This window comes from Phenylobacterium sp. (genome assembly GCF_036821595.1).
Taxonomy (GTDB): Bacteria; Pseudomonadota; Alphaproteobacteria; order Caulobacterales; family Caulobacteraceae; genus Phenylobacterium.
The window spans coordinates 1-17,177 of the sequence record NZ_DAISJG010000053.1; the positions used below are offsets into that span (position 1 = coordinate 1).

16 protein-coding genes are annotated in these 17,177 nt (G+C 71.7%); 8 read left to right on the forward strand and 8 right to left on the reverse strand.

Annotation, left to right across the window (positions count from 1 at the left end; translation table 11 throughout):
* Both pip and V7Z97_RS16295 read right to left on the reverse strand, forming a co-directional pair.
* A partial coding sequence (gene pip, locus V7Z97_RS16290) for a prolyl aminopeptidase (RefSeq protein ID WP_334164490.1) occupies positions 1 to 770 on the reverse strand: 770 nt, incomplete at its 3' end.
* 9 nt (positions 771 to 779) lie between these two features.
* Positions 780 to 1,760 carry an alpha/beta fold hydrolase gene (locus V7Z97_RS16295; RefSeq protein WP_334164491.1) on the reverse strand — a complete coding sequence of 327 codons (981 nt, stop codon included), beginning with the start codon at positions 1,758 to 1,760 and terminating at the stop codon, positions 780 to 782.
* 72 nt (positions 1,761 to 1,832) lie between these two features.
* Here V7Z97_RS16295 and V7Z97_RS16300 point away from each other — a divergent pair, with 72 nt between their 5' ends.
* The gene (locus V7Z97_RS16300) at positions 1,833 to 3,050 is read left to right on the forward strand and encodes a Bcr/CflA family multidrug efflux MFS transporter (RefSeq protein WP_334164492.1); all 1,218 of its coding nucleotides are present in this window, start codon (positions 1,833 to 1,835) and stop codon (positions 3,048 to 3,050) included.
* Here the strand turns inward: V7Z97_RS16300 and V7Z97_RS16305 are convergent.
* From V7Z97_RS16305 to V7Z97_RS16315, 3 genes are read right to left on the reverse strand one after another with little or no spacing between them, the layout of a single operon-like run.
* A complete protein-coding gene (locus tag V7Z97_RS16305) occupies positions 3,041 to 3,385 on the reverse strand; it encodes a DUF423 domain-containing protein (RefSeq protein WP_334164493.1) in 345 nt (114 codons plus the stop codon). The two genes, V7Z97_RS16300 and V7Z97_RS16305, sit on opposite strands and share 10 nt — an antisense overlap.
* Complete coding sequence (locus tag V7Z97_RS16310; protein ID WP_334164494.1) at positions 3,385 to 4,815, reverse strand: amidase; 1,431 nt, start codon at positions 4,813 to 4,815, stop codon at positions 3,385 to 3,387. Before V7Z97_RS16310 ends, V7Z97_RS16305 begins: the two co-directional genes overlap by 1 nt.
* Entirely contained in the window at positions 4,815 to 6,092 is a 1,278-nt protein-coding gene (locus V7Z97_RS16315; RefSeq protein ID WP_334164495.1) for an aminotransferase class III-fold pyridoxal phosphate-dependent enzyme, read from the reverse strand. Before V7Z97_RS16315 ends, V7Z97_RS16310 begins: the two co-directional genes overlap by 1 nt.
* A 177-nt stretch (positions 6,093 to 6,269) precedes the next feature.
* On the opposite strand from V7Z97_RS16315, the gene V7Z97_RS16320 reads away from it, so the two are divergent.
* From V7Z97_RS16320 to V7Z97_RS16340, 5 genes are all read left to right on the forward strand, one after another.
* The gene (locus tag V7Z97_RS16320; RefSeq protein WP_334164496.1) at positions 6,270 to 7,349 is read left to right on the forward strand and encodes a helix-turn-helix transcriptional regulator; all 1,080 of its coding nucleotides are present in this window, start codon (positions 6,270 to 6,272) and stop codon (positions 7,347 to 7,349) included.
* An 81-nt stretch (positions 7,350 to 7,430) separates the two neighbouring features.
* The gene (locus tag V7Z97_RS16325) at positions 7,431 to 8,576 is read left to right on the forward strand and encodes an acyltransferase family protein (RefSeq protein WP_334164497.1); all 1,146 of its coding nucleotides are present in this window, start codon (positions 7,431 to 7,433) and stop codon (positions 8,574 to 8,576) included.
* Positions 8,577 to 8,585: 9 nt separating this feature from the next.
* Positions 8,586 to 9,749 (forward strand): MFS transporter, encoded by a 1,164-nt coding sequence (locus V7Z97_RS16330; RefSeq protein ID WP_334164498.1) that lies wholly within the window; start codon positions 8,586 to 8,588, stop codon positions 9,747 to 9,749.
* Between the two features lie 27 nt (positions 9,750 to 9,776).
* Positions 9,777 to 10,532, forward strand: coding sequence for an N-acyl homoserine lactonase family protein (locus V7Z97_RS16335; protein WP_334164499.1), 756 nt, complete (start codon positions 9,777 to 9,779; stop codon positions 10,530 to 10,532).
* 262 nt (positions 10,533 to 10,794) lie between these two features.
* Positions 10,795 to 11,814 (forward strand): zinc-dependent alcohol dehydrogenase family protein, encoded by a 1,020-nt coding sequence (locus tag V7Z97_RS16340; protein WP_334164500.1) that lies wholly within the window; start codon positions 10,795 to 10,797, stop codon positions 11,812 to 11,814.
* On the opposite strand, the gene V7Z97_RS16345 is transcribed toward V7Z97_RS16340, so the two are convergent.
* The 3 genes from V7Z97_RS16345 to cysD form a co-directional block, all read right to left on the reverse strand.
* Positions 11,811 to 12,560, reverse strand: coding sequence for a bestrophin-like domain (locus V7Z97_RS16345; RefSeq protein ID WP_334164501.1), 750 nt, complete (start codon positions 12,558 to 12,560; stop codon positions 11,811 to 11,813). The genes V7Z97_RS16340 and V7Z97_RS16345 overlap by 4 nt on opposite strands.
* Positions 12,561 to 12,759: 199 nt before the next feature.
* Positions 12,760 to 14,667 (reverse strand): sulfate adenylyltransferase subunit CysN, encoded by a 1,908-nt coding sequence (cysN, locus tag V7Z97_RS16350; RefSeq protein WP_334164502.1) that lies wholly within the window; start codon positions 14,665 to 14,667, stop codon positions 12,760 to 12,762.
* Positions 14,667 to 15,632: a sulfate adenylyltransferase subunit CysD gene (gene cysD, locus V7Z97_RS16355; RefSeq protein ID WP_334164503.1), complete on the reverse strand. Its 966-nt coding sequence runs from the start codon at positions 15,630 to 15,632 to the stop codon at positions 14,667 to 14,669. The genes cysN and cysD overlap by 1 nt, the downstream gene beginning before the upstream one ends.
* Positions 15,633 to 15,826: 194 nt before the next feature.
* Between cysD and V7Z97_RS16360 the strand changes: the two genes are divergently transcribed.
* Together V7Z97_RS16360 and V7Z97_RS16365 are read left to right on the forward strand one after the other, a co-directional pair.
* Positions 15,827 to 16,645 (forward strand): TIGR02587 family membrane protein, encoded by an 819-nt coding sequence (locus tag V7Z97_RS16360; RefSeq protein WP_334164504.1) that lies wholly within the window; start codon positions 15,827 to 15,829, stop codon positions 16,643 to 16,645.
* 3 nt (positions 16,646 to 16,648) lie between these two features.
* A complete protein-coding gene (locus V7Z97_RS16365; RefSeq protein WP_334164505.1) occupies positions 16,649 to 17,071 on the forward strand; it encodes a hypothetical protein in 423 nt (140 codons plus the stop codon).
* The last annotated feature ends 106 nt before the right edge of the window (positions 17,072 to 17,177 follow it).

The window sequence follows — 17,177 nt, forward strand, 5'->3', positions numbered from 1 at the left end:
TTCGGGAAGAAGCCGCCGTTGGCGAAGAAGTGGCACTCGATGCGGGCGAAGGCGATGGCGAAGTCGATCTCGTTGAACTTCGACGGCCGGGCCTCGGGGCCACGGATCGAGATGGTGTCGCCTTCCCACTGGCTCCAGGCGGCTGCGGCCTCGGCCTGCACGCGCCGGTCGGGATGCGTCAGGCGCTTGTGGTAGGCGCTGATCATGTCGCCGCGCTCGGCCGGGGGGATCGGCTTGCAGAACCGCTCCCAGGCATCCGGGAACAGCATCGACGCGCCGTCCTGGTAGAACCACCTCAGCTCGCGTTCGGTGAGCAGGAAGACCCCGCGCAGGACCAGGCTCTCCACCCGGTCGGGATGGGTGATGGCGTAGGCGAGCGCCAGGGTTGAGCCCCAGGAACCGCCGAACACGCACCACTTCTCGATGCCGAGGTGCTCGCGCAGCCGCTCGATGTCCTCGATCAGGCTCCAGGTGGTGTTGTCCTCGAGGCTGGCGTTGGGCCGCGAGCGGCCGCAGCCCCGCTGGTCGAACAGCGCCATGCGCCACTTCGCCGGGTCGAAGAACCGCCGCATGGTCGGGTTGATCGCCCCGCCAGGGCCGCCGTGCAGGATGACGCACGGCTTGCCGTCCTTCTTCCCGCATTCCTCGAAGTAGATCTCGTGCGGCCCGCCCGTCGCCAGCCAGCCGGCGTTGAACGGCTCGCTCTCGGGGAACAGCCCGCGCCGGTTGACGGAGCCGGAGACGGCGGGCGGGGGCGTGTTGCGTTCCATGCGGACCTTCTACTTCGGGAAGCGCCGGTCCATCCAGTCGAGGATGAGCCGGTTCACCTCGTCCGGTTTCTCCTGCTGAGTCCAGTGGCCGGAGCCGCGGACCATGTGCATCTCCAGGTCGCCGACGAGGGTCTTCATCGGTTCCGCCATCTCCGGCGTCAGCACGGCGTCGAGCTCGGCCGTGATCATCAGGCAGGGGCTGTCGTCGATCCGCTGGGGAAGCCCTGCGGAGCGCTCCCAGTTCCGGGTGAAGTTGCGGTACCAGTTCACCGGCCCGCCGAAGCCGGTGCGCTCGAAGGCCTCGACGAATACCGCGAGCTCCTCACCGGAGAGCAGGGGCGCGCCGTCGTCCGAGCCGTCCCACTGCCGCAGGAGGTCGCGGAAGGCGAAGGTGGAGCCGCCCTCCGCGGGCTCGGTCGCCTGCTGCAGGGCGCGCGGCCGGCGCATGAAGAAGCGCATGGTCTTCTCGACGTTCGCCCCCAGCACCGCCTCCGGCTCGTCGGGCGTCTGGAACCAGACGATGTACATGTCGGGGCCGAACCGGTGGCGGAAGATGGCGATGGGATCGGCCGGCGCGCGGGGAAGGAATGGCGTGTTCAGGCCGATCACCCCGGCCACCCGGGAAGGATGCAGCAGGGGCATCTGCCAGACGACGATGCCGCCCCAGTCGTGGCCGCAGAAGATCGCCTTCTCCACGCCCAGGTGGTTCAGCAGGCCCACGAGGTCGCCGGTGAGGTGGTCGATGTCGTAGGCCTCGACGCCCTCGGGCGCCGAGGAGAGGCCGTAGCCGCGCTGGTCCGGGGCGATCACCCAATGCCCGGCGTCGGCCAGGGCCTTGATCTGGCGCCGCCACGAGAAGGCGAGCTCCGGGAAGCCGTGGCAGAGCACGATCGGCGCGCCGGTGCGCGGACCGGCCTCGTAATAGGCGATCTCGACGCCGTTCACCGGCGCGCGCTTCACCGGCGGCATCATCGTGTCGAGTGCGGACATGTCGGCCCTCCCTGAACGCCGCGCCGTCGAAGGATGTGGCGGCGGCGGCGCGGAGACAGTAGGCAGCCTTTCGTGACGTCAGCCATCCCCGAACCGTCCAGGCCCGCGGGCACGCCGTGGGGCCTCGTGGTCCTGCTGGGCTCGCTGACGGCTATGGGCCCGCTGGCCATCGACATGTACCTGCCGAGCCTGCCGGCGATCGGGCAGGACCTGTCCGCTTCCGCGAGCCAGACCCAGGCGACGGTGGCGGCCTTCCTGGCCGGCATGGCCATCGGCCAGCTGTTCTACGGCCCGGCCTCCGATCGGCTGGGCCGCAAGCCGCCGATCCTGCTGGGAACGGCGATCTTCGCGGCCGCCTCGGCCGCCTGCGCCCTGGCGGGCACGGCCGAGCAGCTGATCCTCGCGCGCTTCGTCCAGGCGCTGGGCGCCTGCGCCGGCGGCGTGGTGTCCCGCGCCGTGGTCCGGGACCGGTTCGACCACACCGAGACGGCGCGGATGCTCTCCCTGATGATGCTGATCATGGGCCTCGCGCCGATCCTGGCCCCGCTGCTCGGCGGAGCCCTGCTGGCGCTGGGCGGCTGGCGGACGATCTTCTGGTTCATGGCGGCCTTCGGGGTGCTGGTGGGTCTGGCGGCCTTCTTCCGGATGGAGGAGTCGCGCTCGGAGGAGACGTCGGCGCAGGCGCGATCGGAGAGCCCGCTGCGCGCCTACCTGGCGCTCCTCAGGCAGCCCCGGCTGGTGGGCTACGGCCTGGCCGGGGCGCTGAACGGGGCGACGCTGTTCACCTACATCTCCTCCTCGCCCGAGCTGCTGATCGAGATCTACGAGGTGCCCGCGGCCCAGTTCGGCTGGGTCTTCGGCCTGAACGCGGCGGGGATCATCGGGGCCAACCAGGTGAACCGCCTGCTGCTGCGCCGGGCGACGCCGGACGAGGTGCTGTCGCGGGCCAGCCTCGTCGCCGTGGGCATGGCCGTGCTGCTGGCCCTGGCGGCGGTGACGGGCCTCGGCGAGCGCTGGACCGTTCTGCCGCTGCTGTTCGGGCTCCTGGCGACCTACGGCTTCATGCAGGGCAACACCATGGCCGGCGCGCTGAACGTGGACCCGAGGCGGTCGGGCTCGATCTCGGCCCTGCTGGGCGCGGCGTCGTTCGGCGTCGGCGCCCTGGCCTCGGCGGCGGCCGGGGTGCTGCACGACGGGACGCCCAGGCCGATGGCCCTGGTCATGCTGGCGACGCTCGTGGGATCGGCGGTGGCGCTCCGGACCCTGGCCCTGCCGAAGGCTCAGGCCTGAGGCGTCCGCAGGGCGGCCCAGGCCAGCACCGCCCAGCCGATCATGAAGGCGACCCCGCCGATCGGGGTCACCGCGCCCAGCACGCGCGGCGCGCCGAGCGCCATGGCCCACAGCGAGCCGGAGAAGATGACCACCCCGGCCAGGAAGAAGGGTGGGGCGAACCGGGCGCCGAGCCAGGCGGCGGCGAACACCGCCAGCACATGGACGAAGCCGTAGAGGGCGCCGGTGCGCAGCCACTCCTGCGCCTTGGGGTCGGCGACCCCGTGGGCGCCGAACGCGCCGAAGCCCACGGAAGCCAGGCCCAGCAGGGCGGCGGCCGCCAGCCAGGGACCCATCAGCCCCACACCTGCGGCCGGCGGTCCTTCCAGGGCGCCTCCTTCTCCAGCTGGCCGGCCAGGCGGTAGAGCGTGGCCTCGTCGGCGAACCGGCCGGAGAACATCATGCCGATCGGCAGGCCGTCGGCCGACTGCCAGAGCGGCACGGACATCGAGGGCTGGCCCGTGAAGTTGAAGGGCGGGGTGTAGGGATAGGTGGCCGCCTGCCGGCGGTCGAACTCCTTGAGGTCGCCGGCGAGGGGATCCAGCCAGTCGGCGCGCGGCGCGGGCGTCGCCATCACCGGGCTCAGGTAGACGTCGAAGTCCTCGAAGGCCGCCAGGATCTGCCGGTTCATCAGGCGGAGCTGCTGGAAGCCCCAGAAGGCCTGCTGCCCGGTGACGCGCTTGCCGGCCTCGTAGCCTCGGCGGGCGAGGGGACCCAGTTCGCCCTCCTCCGGTTCACGGCCCAGCGCCTCGACCCAGCGCTGGACGTTGGCCGAGAAGTTCGACGCGCTCGCCAGTCCCTGGGCGCGGTAGAGCAGGCGCTGGTCGACGCCCAGGCCGCGCTCGAACACCTCGTGGCCGAGCCCCTTGAGCAGGTCCACGGTGCGGAGCAGGGCCGCCATCATTTCGTCCGGGATCGGCCGGCCGCTCGGCGTTTCGGCCGAGAAGGCGATCCGCAGCCGGCCGGGGCTCTTCGACACCTCGGCGAGGTAGGGGCCGTCCTTGGCCGGGGCCTGGAACGGATCGCCCACCTGCGCCCCGTCGGTGGCGTCGAGCATGGCGGCGCTGTCGCGGACCGTGCGGCTCACCACGTGGTGGACGGAGAAGCCGAGCGCGCCGTCGGAGACCTCGCAGATCGGGGTGCGGTCGCGGGTCACCTTCATGCCGAACAGGCCGCAGCAGGCGGCGGGGATGCGGATCGAGCCGAGGCCGTCGCTGGCGTGGGCCATGGGCACGATGCCCGCCGCCGTGGCCGAGGCCGCGCCGCCGGACGAGCCGCCGGAGATGTGGTCCGGATTCCAGGGATTGCGGCAGGAGCCGAGGCGCTCCGAGGCGGTGACGCCGGGGATGCCGAACTCCGGCGTGTTGGTCTTGCCGAGCAGGACCACGCCGGCGGCGCGGTAGCGCTTCACCAGCTCGCTGTCCTCGGTGTCGGCGGCGACCTGCGCAAACAGGCTGCCCGAGGTGCGCGGCCAGCCCTTCACCTGGGCGCCCAGGTCCTTGATCAGGAAGGGCACGCCCCTGAACGGCCCGTCGGGCAGCGGCCCGGTCGCCCAGCGGCGGGCGTCGTCGTAGCCCTTGTGGACCACGGCGTTGAGCGTCGGATTGTGATGCTCGATCCGCTCGATGGCGGCCTCGACCAGTTCGCCCGGCGTCACCGCCTTCGTGGCCACCAGTTCGGCCAGGCCCAGGCCATCGTACTCGGAATAGGTGGTCATCTTCGGCATCAGCGGGCTCCGGCGGAAAGGAAGGCGAGCTTGTCGACGGGACCGAGGGCGCCGGCCTGGCGCTTGAGGGCGCCGAACGCGCCATCGGCGGCGTCCAGCGTGGCCTCGATGTCGGCGTCGGTCATGGCCGCGCACAGGAACATGTTGTGCCAGGGGTGGGTGTAGATCCCCCGCGCCAGTATCTCGGAGGCGAAGCAGAAGCCCTTCCGGAGGTCCGGGTCCTCGTCGAACAGGAAGAGCGGCATGGTCACCGGGCCGGTCTGGCGGAAGCCGAAGCCCGCGGCCTGCGCCCGCTCGGCCAAGCCGGTGCGCAGGCGGGTCCCCAGCGCGGTGATGCGCTCCAGGTAGTCCGTCTCGCGGATCAGCCGCAGGGTCTCCAGCGCCGCGGCCATGGGCGCGGCCTCGTACCAGAAGGAGCCGGTGACATAGACCGAGGCCGCCGCGGCGCGCGCCTTGTCCGAGCCCAGCAGGGCCGAGAGCGCGTGGCCGTTGGCGAGGCACTTGCCCCAGGTGGAGAGGTCGGGCTCCACGCCGATACGGCTCCAGGAGCAGTCGCGGGCGAGCCGGAAGCCGGCGCGGACCTCGTCCACCACCAGCAGGGCGCCGGTGGCGTCGCAGAGCTCGCGGGCGCGGCGGGCGTAGGCCGGATCGGGCTCGGCCTGGTCGACGAAGGCGTCGTGGCGGAACGGGGCGGCGAAGATGCAGGCGAGGTCGTCGCCGGCCCGGGCCACGGCAGACTCCAGGCTCGCCACGTCGTTGTAGTCGTAGAAGATCTGGTGGGCCCGGTCGCTCTCGATGACGCCCGCGGGCCTGGGCGTGCACCAGGCGGCCGCGCCGTGGTAGGCGCCCTTGGCGCGGACGACGGTCTTCCGTCTCGTGTGAGCCCGGGACACGACGAGCGCCATGGAGGTGGCGTCCGTGCCGTTCTTGCAGAACATCGCCCAGTCGGCGTGCCCGACCATGGCGACCAGCGCCTCGGCCAGCTCGACCATCAGGGCGGTCGGGCCGGTGAGGGTGTCGCCCTGGCCGAGCTGGCGGACGTAGGCCGCGTCGATCTCCGGGTTGGCGTAGCCGAACAGGTTCGGGCCGTAGGCGCACATGAAGTCCAGGTAGCGCCGGCCGTCGGCGTCCCAGATGTGGGCGCCTTCGCCCTTCTCGAAGAACTGCGGGTAGTCGTCGGGCAGTAGGGCCACCGACTGGTGCCCGTACATCCTGCCGGGGATCACCGCCGCCGCGCGGTCGCGAAGCTCACGATCGCGGCTGTTCCCGCCTGACATCCATCCCTCCCGCGCTCTTTTTTCGCCGTTTCACGTCAACATGGACGAGGGGCTTGTGGCCGTGGCCGAGACGGTAACCCGGCGGGGCCGGAGGGCCAAAGAAAAGCGCCGGCGATCAGCGGCGGGTGCGCTGCGGGGCGAGGCCCTGTAGCCTCGCGGCGGGCAGGGGGGACGTCCGTGGAGTTCGCGCTTCTGGGCCTGGACCTGGTGACCATGGCCGGCCTGCTGCTGATCGGGGCGCGGGTGGCGGGCGCCTATCCGCGGCGGCGGGAGGCCTGGCTGGTGCTGGCGGTCTGCGTGGCCGGCGTGGCGCACGTGGCGCTGGGCCGGGCCGAGTACGGGCCGTGGATCGCCGAGCCCTACCGGTTCGACTTCGGCGCGGCGGCGCCGGCGCTGGACGTGGTCCGCAACCTGGCGCCGGGGCTGTTCGCGATGCTGGCCCACTCGCTGTTCACCGACCGGGGCCGGTTCCCGACGTGGCTGGGCCTGCTTCTGGTCCTGCAGTTCGGCCTCGAGGCCGCGCCCTATGCTGTGGGCGGGGAGCGGGCGCTGAACCTCGCCTCGGCGCTGCTGCAGCTGGTCTTCGGAGGGCTGGCGATCGTCTGGACCCTGGCCTACTGGCGGACCGACCTGGTGGAGGCGCGCCGCCGCAGCCGGGCGGTGCTGGCGATCGCCCTGGCGGTGAACGGCGTGGCCTCCAGTCTCCTCCTGCGCCTGGTGATCCCCCAGGGCAGCTACGCCAACTACCAGGGGCACGTGGCGCTGACGGCGGTGATCGCGGGGCTGGTGCTGTTCATCGTCGCCCGACTGATGGCGGGTGACGTGGGGCCCTACCTGGGCGCCGAGCCGAAGCGGCGCGCCGCGGCCGCCGAGACCCGCCGGCAGGAGGACGACCTGGCGCTGGTCCGGCTGCAGCGCCTGCTCGAGGAGACCAAGGTCCACCACGAGCCGCGGCTGACGCTCGCCGGCCTGGCCGCGAAGGTGGGCGTGCCGGAGTACCGCCTTCGCGGCCTGATCCACGAGCGGCTCGGCTTCCGGAACTTCAACGCCTTCCTGCACGCCTACCGCGTCCGCGAGGCCTGCGACCGGCTGGCGGACCCGGCGGAGCGGCGGACCCCGATCCTGACCATCGCCCTGTCCTGCGGCTACGACTCCATGACGACGTTCAGCCGCGGCTTCCGGGAGGTCACGGGGCTGACCCCCTCGGAGTACCGCGCGCGCCGGCTGGCGGCCGCGGACGCGCCGGATTCCGCATAGCCGCGCCAGATCCTGCAATTTTCAGGAACCGGGGCGCGCGCCCCGCCGGACCCGGGCCAGCTCTCCCAAACGGAGGGCGGGATGCCGACGAGACGCTACTTCCTGGACTGGCTGCGGGTGCTGGCCTTCGGCGGCCTGATCCTCTTCCACGTGGGCCTGATGTACTCGGGCTGGGACTACAACCTGAAGAGCCCGGTCACCTATCCGGCGGTCGAATGGCTGCTGGAGGCGCTGAGCCCCTGGCGGATGGCGCTGCTGTTCGTGATCTCCGGCGTCGCCTGCCGGTTCCTGATCGGCAAGCTCGGGCCCGGCCGCTTCGCGCTCGACCGGCTGGCGCGGCTCGGGCCTGTGATCCTGACCGGCATGCTGCTGGTCAATCCGCTGCAGGTCTGGGTGCAACTGCTGACCCAGGGGGACACGGCGAAGGGCTACCTCGACTTCTGGTTCACGTCCTACCTGACGAGCGACCGGAGCCTGTTCGGGGCGCTCGGCCGCCCCATGCCGACCTGGGACCACCTGTGGTTCCTGGTCTACCTGCTGCCCTACACCCTGCTGCTGGCGGCCGCCGCCGCGGCCTTCCGGCGCCGCAGTCCGCCCGTCCCGCCGCCCGCCCTGCTGCTGGTCGCGCCCGGCTTCTGGATGGCGGCGACCGACGTGCTGATCGGGACCGCCGCGCCGGTCACCCACGCGCTCTACAACGACTGGGGCGCGCACCTGAAGTGGCTCGGCCTGTTCGCCGCCGGCGCGCTGCTGGCCCACCGGGACGACGCCTGGGCGGCGGTCAGGGCCCGCCGACGCACGTTGCTAGCCGCCGCCGCGGCGCTGCTCGCGCTATACCTCGCCGCCCGTGCGGTCGTGCTGGCCCAGCCGGATGACCTAGGCCCGGCCGTCCTCTACCGGGCCCTGCAGGGCGCCTACGGCTGGACCGCCGTGCTCGCGGTGGCGGGCTACGCCGCCCGCTGGCTGGACCGGCCGTCGGCGGCGCTCGGCTACCTCAACGAGGCGGTGCTGCCGGTCTATGTCCTGCACCAGCCGGCGATGCTGGCGGCGGCCTATCTCGTCTTCCCGCTGCGACTCCCCCTGGCGCTGGAGGCTGCGTCGCTGCTGGGCGCCGCAGGGCTGCTGCCGCTGGGGGCCTACCACGTGGCGATCCGGCCCTGGAGGCCGGTGCGGCGGATGTTCGGCCTCAAGCCGCAAAGCGAGCGCCCGGGGGCCGACTCCGGCTAGAAGGCGGCCATGACGCCCGCGGTCCGCATGGGCCTCTATTACGGGGCCATCTTCATCGGCACGGGCGCGAGCTCGCCGTACCTGCCGGTGTGGTTCGAGCACCGGGGGCTGTCGGGCGCGCAGATCGGGCTGATCCTGTCGCTGCCGATGCTGGCCCGGGCGTTCACCGCGCCGCTGCTGGCGGTGTGGGCCGACAGCTTCCGGCTGCGGCGCACGGCCCTGATCCTGATGGGCGCGGCGGTGGCGGGGCTGTTCGCCCTGATGGCCCTGCCGTTCGGCTTCGTCTGGTGGGCGGTGGTGTGGTTCGCGGCCTCCTCGATGTTCTCGACGCTGTCGCCGCTGACCGACGTGATCGTGCTCAGGCGCGCGGCGCGGGACGGGTTCAACTACGGCTGGCCCCGGGGGATCGGCTCGGCGGCCTTCATCGTTGCCAACCTGGTGGTCGGCTGGCTCGTGGCGCGCGGCTCGCCGGAGCTGGTGCTGGTCTGGATGGTGGCGGCCGCGTCCCTGGCCAGCCTCGGCGCGCGCCTGCTGCTGCCGCCGGACGAGGTGCACGAAGGCGGGCCGATGGCGGGAGCCGCCGAGCGCTTCGCCGGGCTGACCGGTCTGCTCAAGGACCAGGCCTTCATGACCGCCGTCGTCTCGGCCGGGCTGATCCAGTCGGCGCACGCCTTCTACTATTCGTTCTCGGCGCTCTCCTGGAAGCAGCAGGGGATCGCGGAGAGCATGACCGGGGTGCTCTGGGCCGTCGGCGTGGCGGCGGAGGTGCTGTTCCTGTGGTTCATGGAGCCGTGGCGGCGCGCGGTGGGGCCCCGGCGGCTTCTGGTGCTGGGCGGGGCCGCGGCGCTGGTCCGCTGGGTGGCGCTCGCCTTCTCGCCGCCGCTCTGGCTGCTGTTCCCGCTGCAGGCGCTGCACGTGCTGAGCTATGCGGCGACCTTCCTGGCCTCGCTGCAGCTCGTCGAGCGGCTGGCGACGCCGCGCAACGCCTCGGCCGCGCAGGCGATCAACTCGGCGCTGTCGGGGGGCGTGCTGGCGGGGCTCGCCACCATCGCCTCGGGCTGGCTGTTCGACCGCCACGGCGCCCAGGGCTACCTGCTCATGGCCGCGCTCTGCATTGCGGGCTTGATCGGCGCCGTCAGGCTCTATGGAGTGCGTCGCCTGGATCCCGTCTGAGGGGACCCCGTCCGAGAGGAGGCGACCATGACCCGCCTGTTCGGCTGCGTCTGCGGCCAGTTCCACAGCCCCGGCGCGGGTCTCGGCATGGCCGCCGAGCGGGTGGCCGTGCCGGTGCCGTTCTACGTCATCGAGCACCCCGAGGGGGTCGCCCTGTTCGACGCCGGCCTGCACGACGACATGCAGGACGCCGACGACCCCTACCGCCAGCGGCTCCGCGAAGGCGGCATGGACGTGTCGCTGACCGCCGACGAGACGCTCGGCCGGCACCTGGAGCGGCTGGAGATCGACGCCGCCAAGGTCCGCTACGTGGTGCTCTCGCACCTGCACTTCGACCACTCGGGCGGACTGGGCTCGCTGCCCAACGCCACCGTGGTGGTGCAGGCCAAGGAATGGGCGGCCGGCGCGGACGAGGAGACCTCACGACGCTATTTCCTGCCGAAGCGGTTCTTCGACCTCGGCCACCAGCTGCGGCTGGTGGACGGCGAGCACGACCTGTTCGGCGACGGCTCGGTGACCTGCATCCCCAGCCACGGCCACACGCCTGGCCACCAGTCGCTGCGGGTGCGCAGCGAGCAGGGCGACCACATCCTGGTGGGGGACGCCTGCTACACCGCCGAGTCCGCGGTCAGCCGCAACTTCCCGGCCTACGCCGACCACGCCGCCATGAACCGCTCGCTCGACGCCCTGATGGCGATGCGCGGGCCGCAGACGGTGATGATCTACGGCCACGATCCCGACCAGTGGGGTGAGAGGGCCCTGCTGCCGAGCGCGCGGGGCTGAGCGGGTCGTCCGGCGAACCCGCCGGGTGCGCGCCCCTTCCTCCTCGAGGGAGGAAGGGTAGGGATGGTGGTGGTGGCAGGGCGACGGGGCGAGGAGAGCGAATGGGCGCCGCGCCCAACGGCGCCACTCCGTCAGCCCAGCGGCCACACCACCACCCAACCCTCCTCCATCGAGGAGGAGGGCCAGGGGCCCGACCCTGACGTGGCGACAGGCTTGCGGGCGGGGTGAGCCCGGCGGCAAATCCGCGGCAGGAGGACTGACCATGCGCGCACTGAACGTCGCCGCCCCGTGGGGCCTGGACGCCATCAAGGTGGTGGAGCTGCCCGATCCGACGCCCGGCCGGGGCGAGGTGCTGGTGCGGATGAAGGCGGTGTCGCTGAACTACCGCGACCTGCTGATGGTCAACGGCATGTACGGCCGCGGCTCGGCCAGCACCACGGACGTGATCACGCCCTTCTCGGACGGCTGCGGCGTGGTCGAGGCGGTGGGCGAGGGCGTCACCCGCTTCAAGCCGGGCGACCGGGTGGCGACGATGTTCTTCCAGGGCTGGACCTCCGGCCCGCCGACGCTGGAGAAGGCGATGACGGCGCTGGGCTTCCCGATCCCGGGGGCGGGCGCGGAGCTGCAGACCTTCAGCCAGGAGGGGCTGTCGAAGGTCCCCGAGTTCCTCACCGACCAGGAGGTGGCGACCCTGCCGTGCGCGGCCCTGACCGCCTGGCGGGCGCTGTTCGAGGACGCCAAGCTGCAGCCGGGCGACACCGTGGTGCTGCAGGGCACGGGCGGGGTGTCGGTCGTCGGCCTGCAGTTCGCCCACGCCGCCGGCTACCGGACCCTGATCACCTCCTCGTCGGACGACAAGCTGGAGCGGGCCCGGGGCCTGGGCGCCGACCACCTGGTCAACTACCGCCAGACGCCGGACTGGTCGAAGCCGGTGCGCGAGGCGACCGGCGGGCGCGGCGCCGACTTCATCATGGAGGTCGGCGGCGGCGGCACCATCGAGCAGAGCATGCGCGCCGTGCGGATCGCCGGCCACATCGCCATCATCGGCGTGGTGGCGGGCGCGGGCGAGGGCTTCAACCCCGCGGCCCTGATCGGCAACGCGGCCAAGCTGCAGGGCGTGTTCGTGGGCTCGCGCGACATGTTCGAGGCCATGTGCCGGGCCATCGAGCTGCACCGGATCCGGCCGGTGGTGGACAAGGTCTATCCCTGGACGGAGGCCCGCGCCGCCTTTGCCGCCATGGCCGGCGGCGAGCACTTCGGCAAGATCGTCCTGGAGTTCTAGGGGAGGGCGCGCGGGGGCGCCGCCAGCTCCAGGAGCGCATGCGGCTGGACGCCGGCCGGCGTGGCCCGGAACGGCTGGTCGAAGGCCGCCACCATGGCGAGCGCCGTGACGGCGGCGACGGTGAAGACCGCCACCGTCAGGAGCTGGGCCCGCCGGTCGTGGGCGTGGACCATGGCGATGGTGAGCTGGAGGCACATGGCCAGGACGGCGGCCGCCAGCCAGCGGCCGAGGCCGAGCGCGCCGGTCTCGCTGATCAGGATCCGGTGGCGGCGCGCGTCGAGGGCGGTGTCGAGCGCAGCCAGGATTCTGTCGGTGGCCGCCGCGGCGTCCGGTCTGGAATAGGTGGCGACGCGGTGGACGGCCTGCAGCAGGCCGGCGGGCGGCGCGCGCAGGGTCTCCGTGCGGGCTTCCATCGCCCGCCATTCGGCCGGCGCGGCGGCGGCGTAGACGGCTATGTCCGCGGCCAGGGCGCGGCCGAGGGCGGGGTCCAGGGCCTCGGCCAGGACCACGCTCTCCTGCAGGGCGCTGGCCTCCTGGCCCACGAAGCCCACGGCCCGGTCCCAGGAGCCCCACACCTGGGCGGCCAGGAAGGCGACCGTGAAGCCGAAGACCACCGACAGCGGGGTCAGGGTGACGGCGGAGACCTGGGCGAAGGTCGGCGGGCCCCAGCCGCGGAAGGAGAGGCGGGTCGCGAGCACGGCGCCGATCGCGCTCGCCAGCAGCAGCCCGATGAACAGAAAGCCCATGGATCCGTCCCCCTTCGCCCGCCGGGAGGATGGACGAACAAGCTGGGCCGTGGCCAGACGCGAAAAGGCCCGGCGACCGGAATGCGGGGGTCGCCGGGCCTCAACTCGAGGGCTTCATGGCCCGGCTTGGCCGGGACTGCGGAAGGTAACCGCCGCCAAGCGGGACAGTTCCGACCGTCCGTTCAACTAAGCGCGAGCGTCAGATGACGGGATCGAAACCGCCGCCTTCGAGCCAGTCGAAGATCTTCTCGGCGGCCTCCTCAGGGGAGAGCTTCGTCGTGTCGATGCGGATCTCCGGGCGCTCGGGCGGCTCGTAGGGGCTGTCCACGCCGGTGAAGTTCTTGAGCTGGCCGGCGCGGGCCTTGGCGTAGAGGCCCTTCACGTCGCGCCGCTCGGCCTCGGCGAGCGGGGTGTCGACGAACACCTCCACGAACTCCCGGTCCTCCATGAGGTCGCGGGCCATCCGGCGCTCGGCGCGGAACGGGGAGATGAAGGAGACCAGCACGATCAGGCCGGCGTCGACCATCAGCTTGGCCACCTCGGCGACCCGGCGGATGTTCTCGACCCGGTCCTCCTCGGTGAAGCCGAGGTCCTTGTTGAGCCCGTGGCGGACGTTGTCGCCGTCGAGGAGGTAGGTGTGCCGCCCCTCGGCGTGGAGGCGCTTCTCCACCAGGTTGGCGATGGTCGACTTGCCGGCGCCGGAGAGGCCGGTCAGCCAGACGACGCGCGCCTTCTGGCCCTTGGCGGCCGAGCGGGCGGCCTTGTCCACGTCGAGCGCCTGCCAGTGGATGTTCTGGGAGCGGCGCAGGGCGAAGTGCAGCATCCCTGCGCCCACCGTCCGGTTGGAGATCCGGTCGATGAGGATGAAGCCGCCGAGGTCCTTGTTCTCCGCGTAGGGATCGAAGGCGATGGGGGCGTCCAGCGCCAGGTTGCAGACCCCGATCTCGTTCAGCTCCAGGCGGGTGGCCGCCAGGCGCTCCAGGGTGTTCACATTGACCTTGTGCTTGGGCTCGGTGACCTGGGCCGAGACCGTGCGGGTCCCGAGCTTCATCAGGTAGGGCCGGCCCGGCAGCATCGGCTCGTCGTCGAACCAGACCAGGGCGCACTCGAACTGGTCGGCCACCGCCGGCGGCGCGGCCGCCGCGGCCAGGACGTCGCCGCGGCTGACGTCGATCTCGTCGGCCAGGGTGAGGGTCACCGACTGGCCGGCCACGGCCTCGGGCAGGTCGCCACGCATGGTGACGATCCGGGCCACCGTGCTCTCGCGCCCGGAGGGCAGGACCTTCACCCTGTCGCCCGGCCGGATCACGCCGGAGGACACCAGGCCCGAGAAGCCGCGGAAGTCGAGGTTCGGCCGGTTCACCCACTGGACCGGCATCCGGAAGGGCTTCTCCCGGAGGTCGTCCTCGATCGGCGCCTCTTCCAGCCAGCGCATCAGCGGCGGGCCGGAATACCAGGGCGCGTGGGGCGAGGGCTCGGTGATGTTGTCGCCGCGCAGGGCCGACATCGGGATGGCTGTGAAGTCGGTCAGCCCGATCTGGGCGGCGAACTCGCGGTAGTCGGCGACGATGGCGTCGAACCGCTCCTGGTCCCAGCCGACCAGGTCCATCTTGTTGATCGCCAGCACCACGTGGCGGATGCCCAGGAGGCTGACGAGATAGCTGTGCCGGCGGGTCTGGGTCAGCACGCCCTTGCGCGCGTCGATCAGGATGACGGCGGCGTCGGCGGTGGAGGCGCCGGTCACCATGTTGCGGGTGTACTGCTCGTGGCCGGGAGTGTCGGCGACGATGAACTTGCGCTTGTCGGTGGAGAAGAAGCGGTAGGCGACGTCGATGGTGATGCCCTGCTCGCGCTCGGCGGCGAGGCCGTCCACGAGGAGGGCGAAGTCGATCTCGCCGCCCTGGGTGCCGACCTTCCGGGAGTCGGCTTCGAGGGCCGCCAGCTGGTCCTCGAAGATCATCTTGGAATCGTAGAGCAGCCGGCCGATCAGGGTCGACTTGCCGTCGTCCACCGAGCCGCAGGTGAGGAAGCGGAGCAGGGACTTCTTCTCGTGGGATTCGAGGTAGGCCCCGATGTCCTCGGCGATGAGCGCGGATTGGTGGGCCATCAGAAGTAGCCCTCCTGCTTCTTCTTCTCCATGGAGGCGGCCTGGTCGTGGTCGATGACCCGGCCCTGGCGCTCGCTCGTGGTGGTGAGCAGCATCTCCTGGATGATCTCGGGAAGGGTCGCCGCCTTGCTCTCCACCGCGCCGGTGAGCGGGTAGCAGCCCAGGGTGCGGAACCGCACCGAGCGCATCTGCGGGGTCTCGCCCGGCCGCAGCGGGAAGCGGTCGTCGTCGACCATGATCAGCGTCCCGTCGCGCTCCACCACCGGCCGTTCCTCGGAGAAGTAGAGCGGGACGATGGGGATGTTCTCCAGGTGGATGTATTGCCAGATGTCGAGCTCGGTCCAGTTGGAGATCGGGAAGACCCGGATGCTCTCGCCGGGGTTCTTGCGCGTGTTGTAGAGCCGCCAGAGCTCGGGGCGCTGGTTCTTGGGGTCCCAGCGGTGCTGGGCCGAGCGGAACGAGAAGATGCGCTCCTTGGCGCGGGACTTCTCCTCGTCGCGCCGGGCGCCGCCGAAGGCCGCGTCGAAGCCGTACTTGTCGAGCGCCTGCTTGAGGCCCTCGGTCTTCCACATGTCGGTGTGCAGCGGGCCGTGGTCGAAGGGGTTGATGCCGCGGGCCTCGGCCTCCGGGTTCTTGTGGACGATCAGCTCGAAGCCGAGCTCGCGGGCCATGCGCTCGCGCATCTCGTACATCGCCCGGAACTTCCAGGTGGTGTCCACGTGCAGCAGCGGGAAGGGCGGCTTGGACGGATGGAAGGCCTTGGCCGCCAGGTGCAGCATGACCGCCGAGTCCTTGCCGATCGAATAGAGCATCACCGGGCGTGTCGCCTCGGCGACCACCTCGCGCATGATGTGGATGCTCTCGGCTTCGAGGCGCTGCAGGTGGGTGAGCGTGGCGGCGGAGGGCGTGGGCAAGCGGCTGTCGCGGGTCTCGGTGAACGGGGCGGGCGCGAGGCGGGCGTCCATGGGGGACCTTACATCAAAAGAAAATCTCCGCGCGCCGAGATGGCGGGCGGGTCGGCCCTGGGCGTGACTTAGAGGAGGGGTCCGACACCCGCAAGGCGAGCCGCCCGCAGGAAATCTGCAGGCCGTGACAGGGGAGTTGGCGGCGTCATCCGCTCGATTGGCACAAGCTTGACCGTTCGTGCGTTGGAGGGCGGATGGGTCAGGTGAGCCTCGACGAGAGCTACGGGCGCGGGCTGGCGCGGGCCGCCGCGGGCGCGATCATCTTCAGCTTCCCGCTGATCATGACCATGGAGATGTGGGAGCTGGGCTTCTACGTCGACCGGCTGCGCCTGGCGCTGTTCTTCCTGGTGACCAGCGCGGTGGTCTACGGCCTGGCGGTGTTCGCAGGCTTCCGGGAGTCCGAGAGCGCCGCCGACGACGTGCTCGACGCCCTGGCGGCCCTGGCCGTGGGTTTCGTGGTCTCGGCGGCGCTGCTCACGCTCTTCGGCCTGCTGGGCCCGGACATGCCTCTGCGCGAGATCGTCGGCAAGGTGGCGGTGCAGGCGGCGCCGGCCAGCATCGGGGCCATCGTCGCCAACAAGCAGCTGCAGGGGAACGGCGAGGGCGCGGACAATCCCAGGGAGGAGCGGGCGGGCTACCTCGGGCAGCTGTTCCTGATGACGGCCGGGGCCCTGTTCCTGGCGTTCAACGTCGCGCCGACGGAGGAGATGGTGCTGATCGGCTACCAGATGGGACCGTGGCACGCGGTGGCTGCGGTGGCGGCCTCGCTGATCCTGCTGCACGCCCTGGTCTACACCGTGGGCTTCGGCGGCCAGGCCGAGCACGAGGGACATGCGCGGGCCTTCGTCCACTACACCCTGGCCGGCTACGGCGCGGCCCTGCTGGTCAGCCTCTACATCCTGTGGACCTTCGGCCGGCTGGACCATGCGAGCGTGGCCGAGACGGTGCGCTCGGCCATCGTCCTGGGCTTCCCGGCCTCGCTCGGCGCGGCCGCCGCGCGGCTCCTGGTGTAGGCCATGGCCGCGCGCAGGAAACCGGCCGCCAAGGCCCCGGCGACCCTGGTCCAGCGGACACCGCTGGCGGAGTGGATCGCCGCCGGCGTGGGCCTTGTGCTCACCCTGGCGGTGCTCGGCTATTCGGTCTGGGAGGCGGTCGACACGACGGCCGCCCCCCCGGACCTCGAGATCAGGCTGCGGGCGGTGCACGCCCAGGCGTCGGGCCATGTGGCGGAGATCGAGGTGCGGAACGACAGCTACGCCACGGCCGCCGACGTGGAGGTGGTCGGGCGTCTGGAACAGGGCGGGACGGTCGTGGAGGAACGCCGCGCGGTCTTCGACTATGTGCCCGGCCAGGGCTCCGCGCGCGGGGGCCTGGTCTTCGAACGGGATCCAAAGGCCGGGGTGCTGCGTTTGGGCGCCGAGGGCTACGTCGAACCGTAGAATCCCTGTGGTGGCGCTTGCCCCGCCCGGAGGTTTGCTGTTTTTTCGCCTCGTCGGGTGGGGCTGAACAGGAAGTGTTCCGCCCGCGATGCCTCGTACCCGGCGC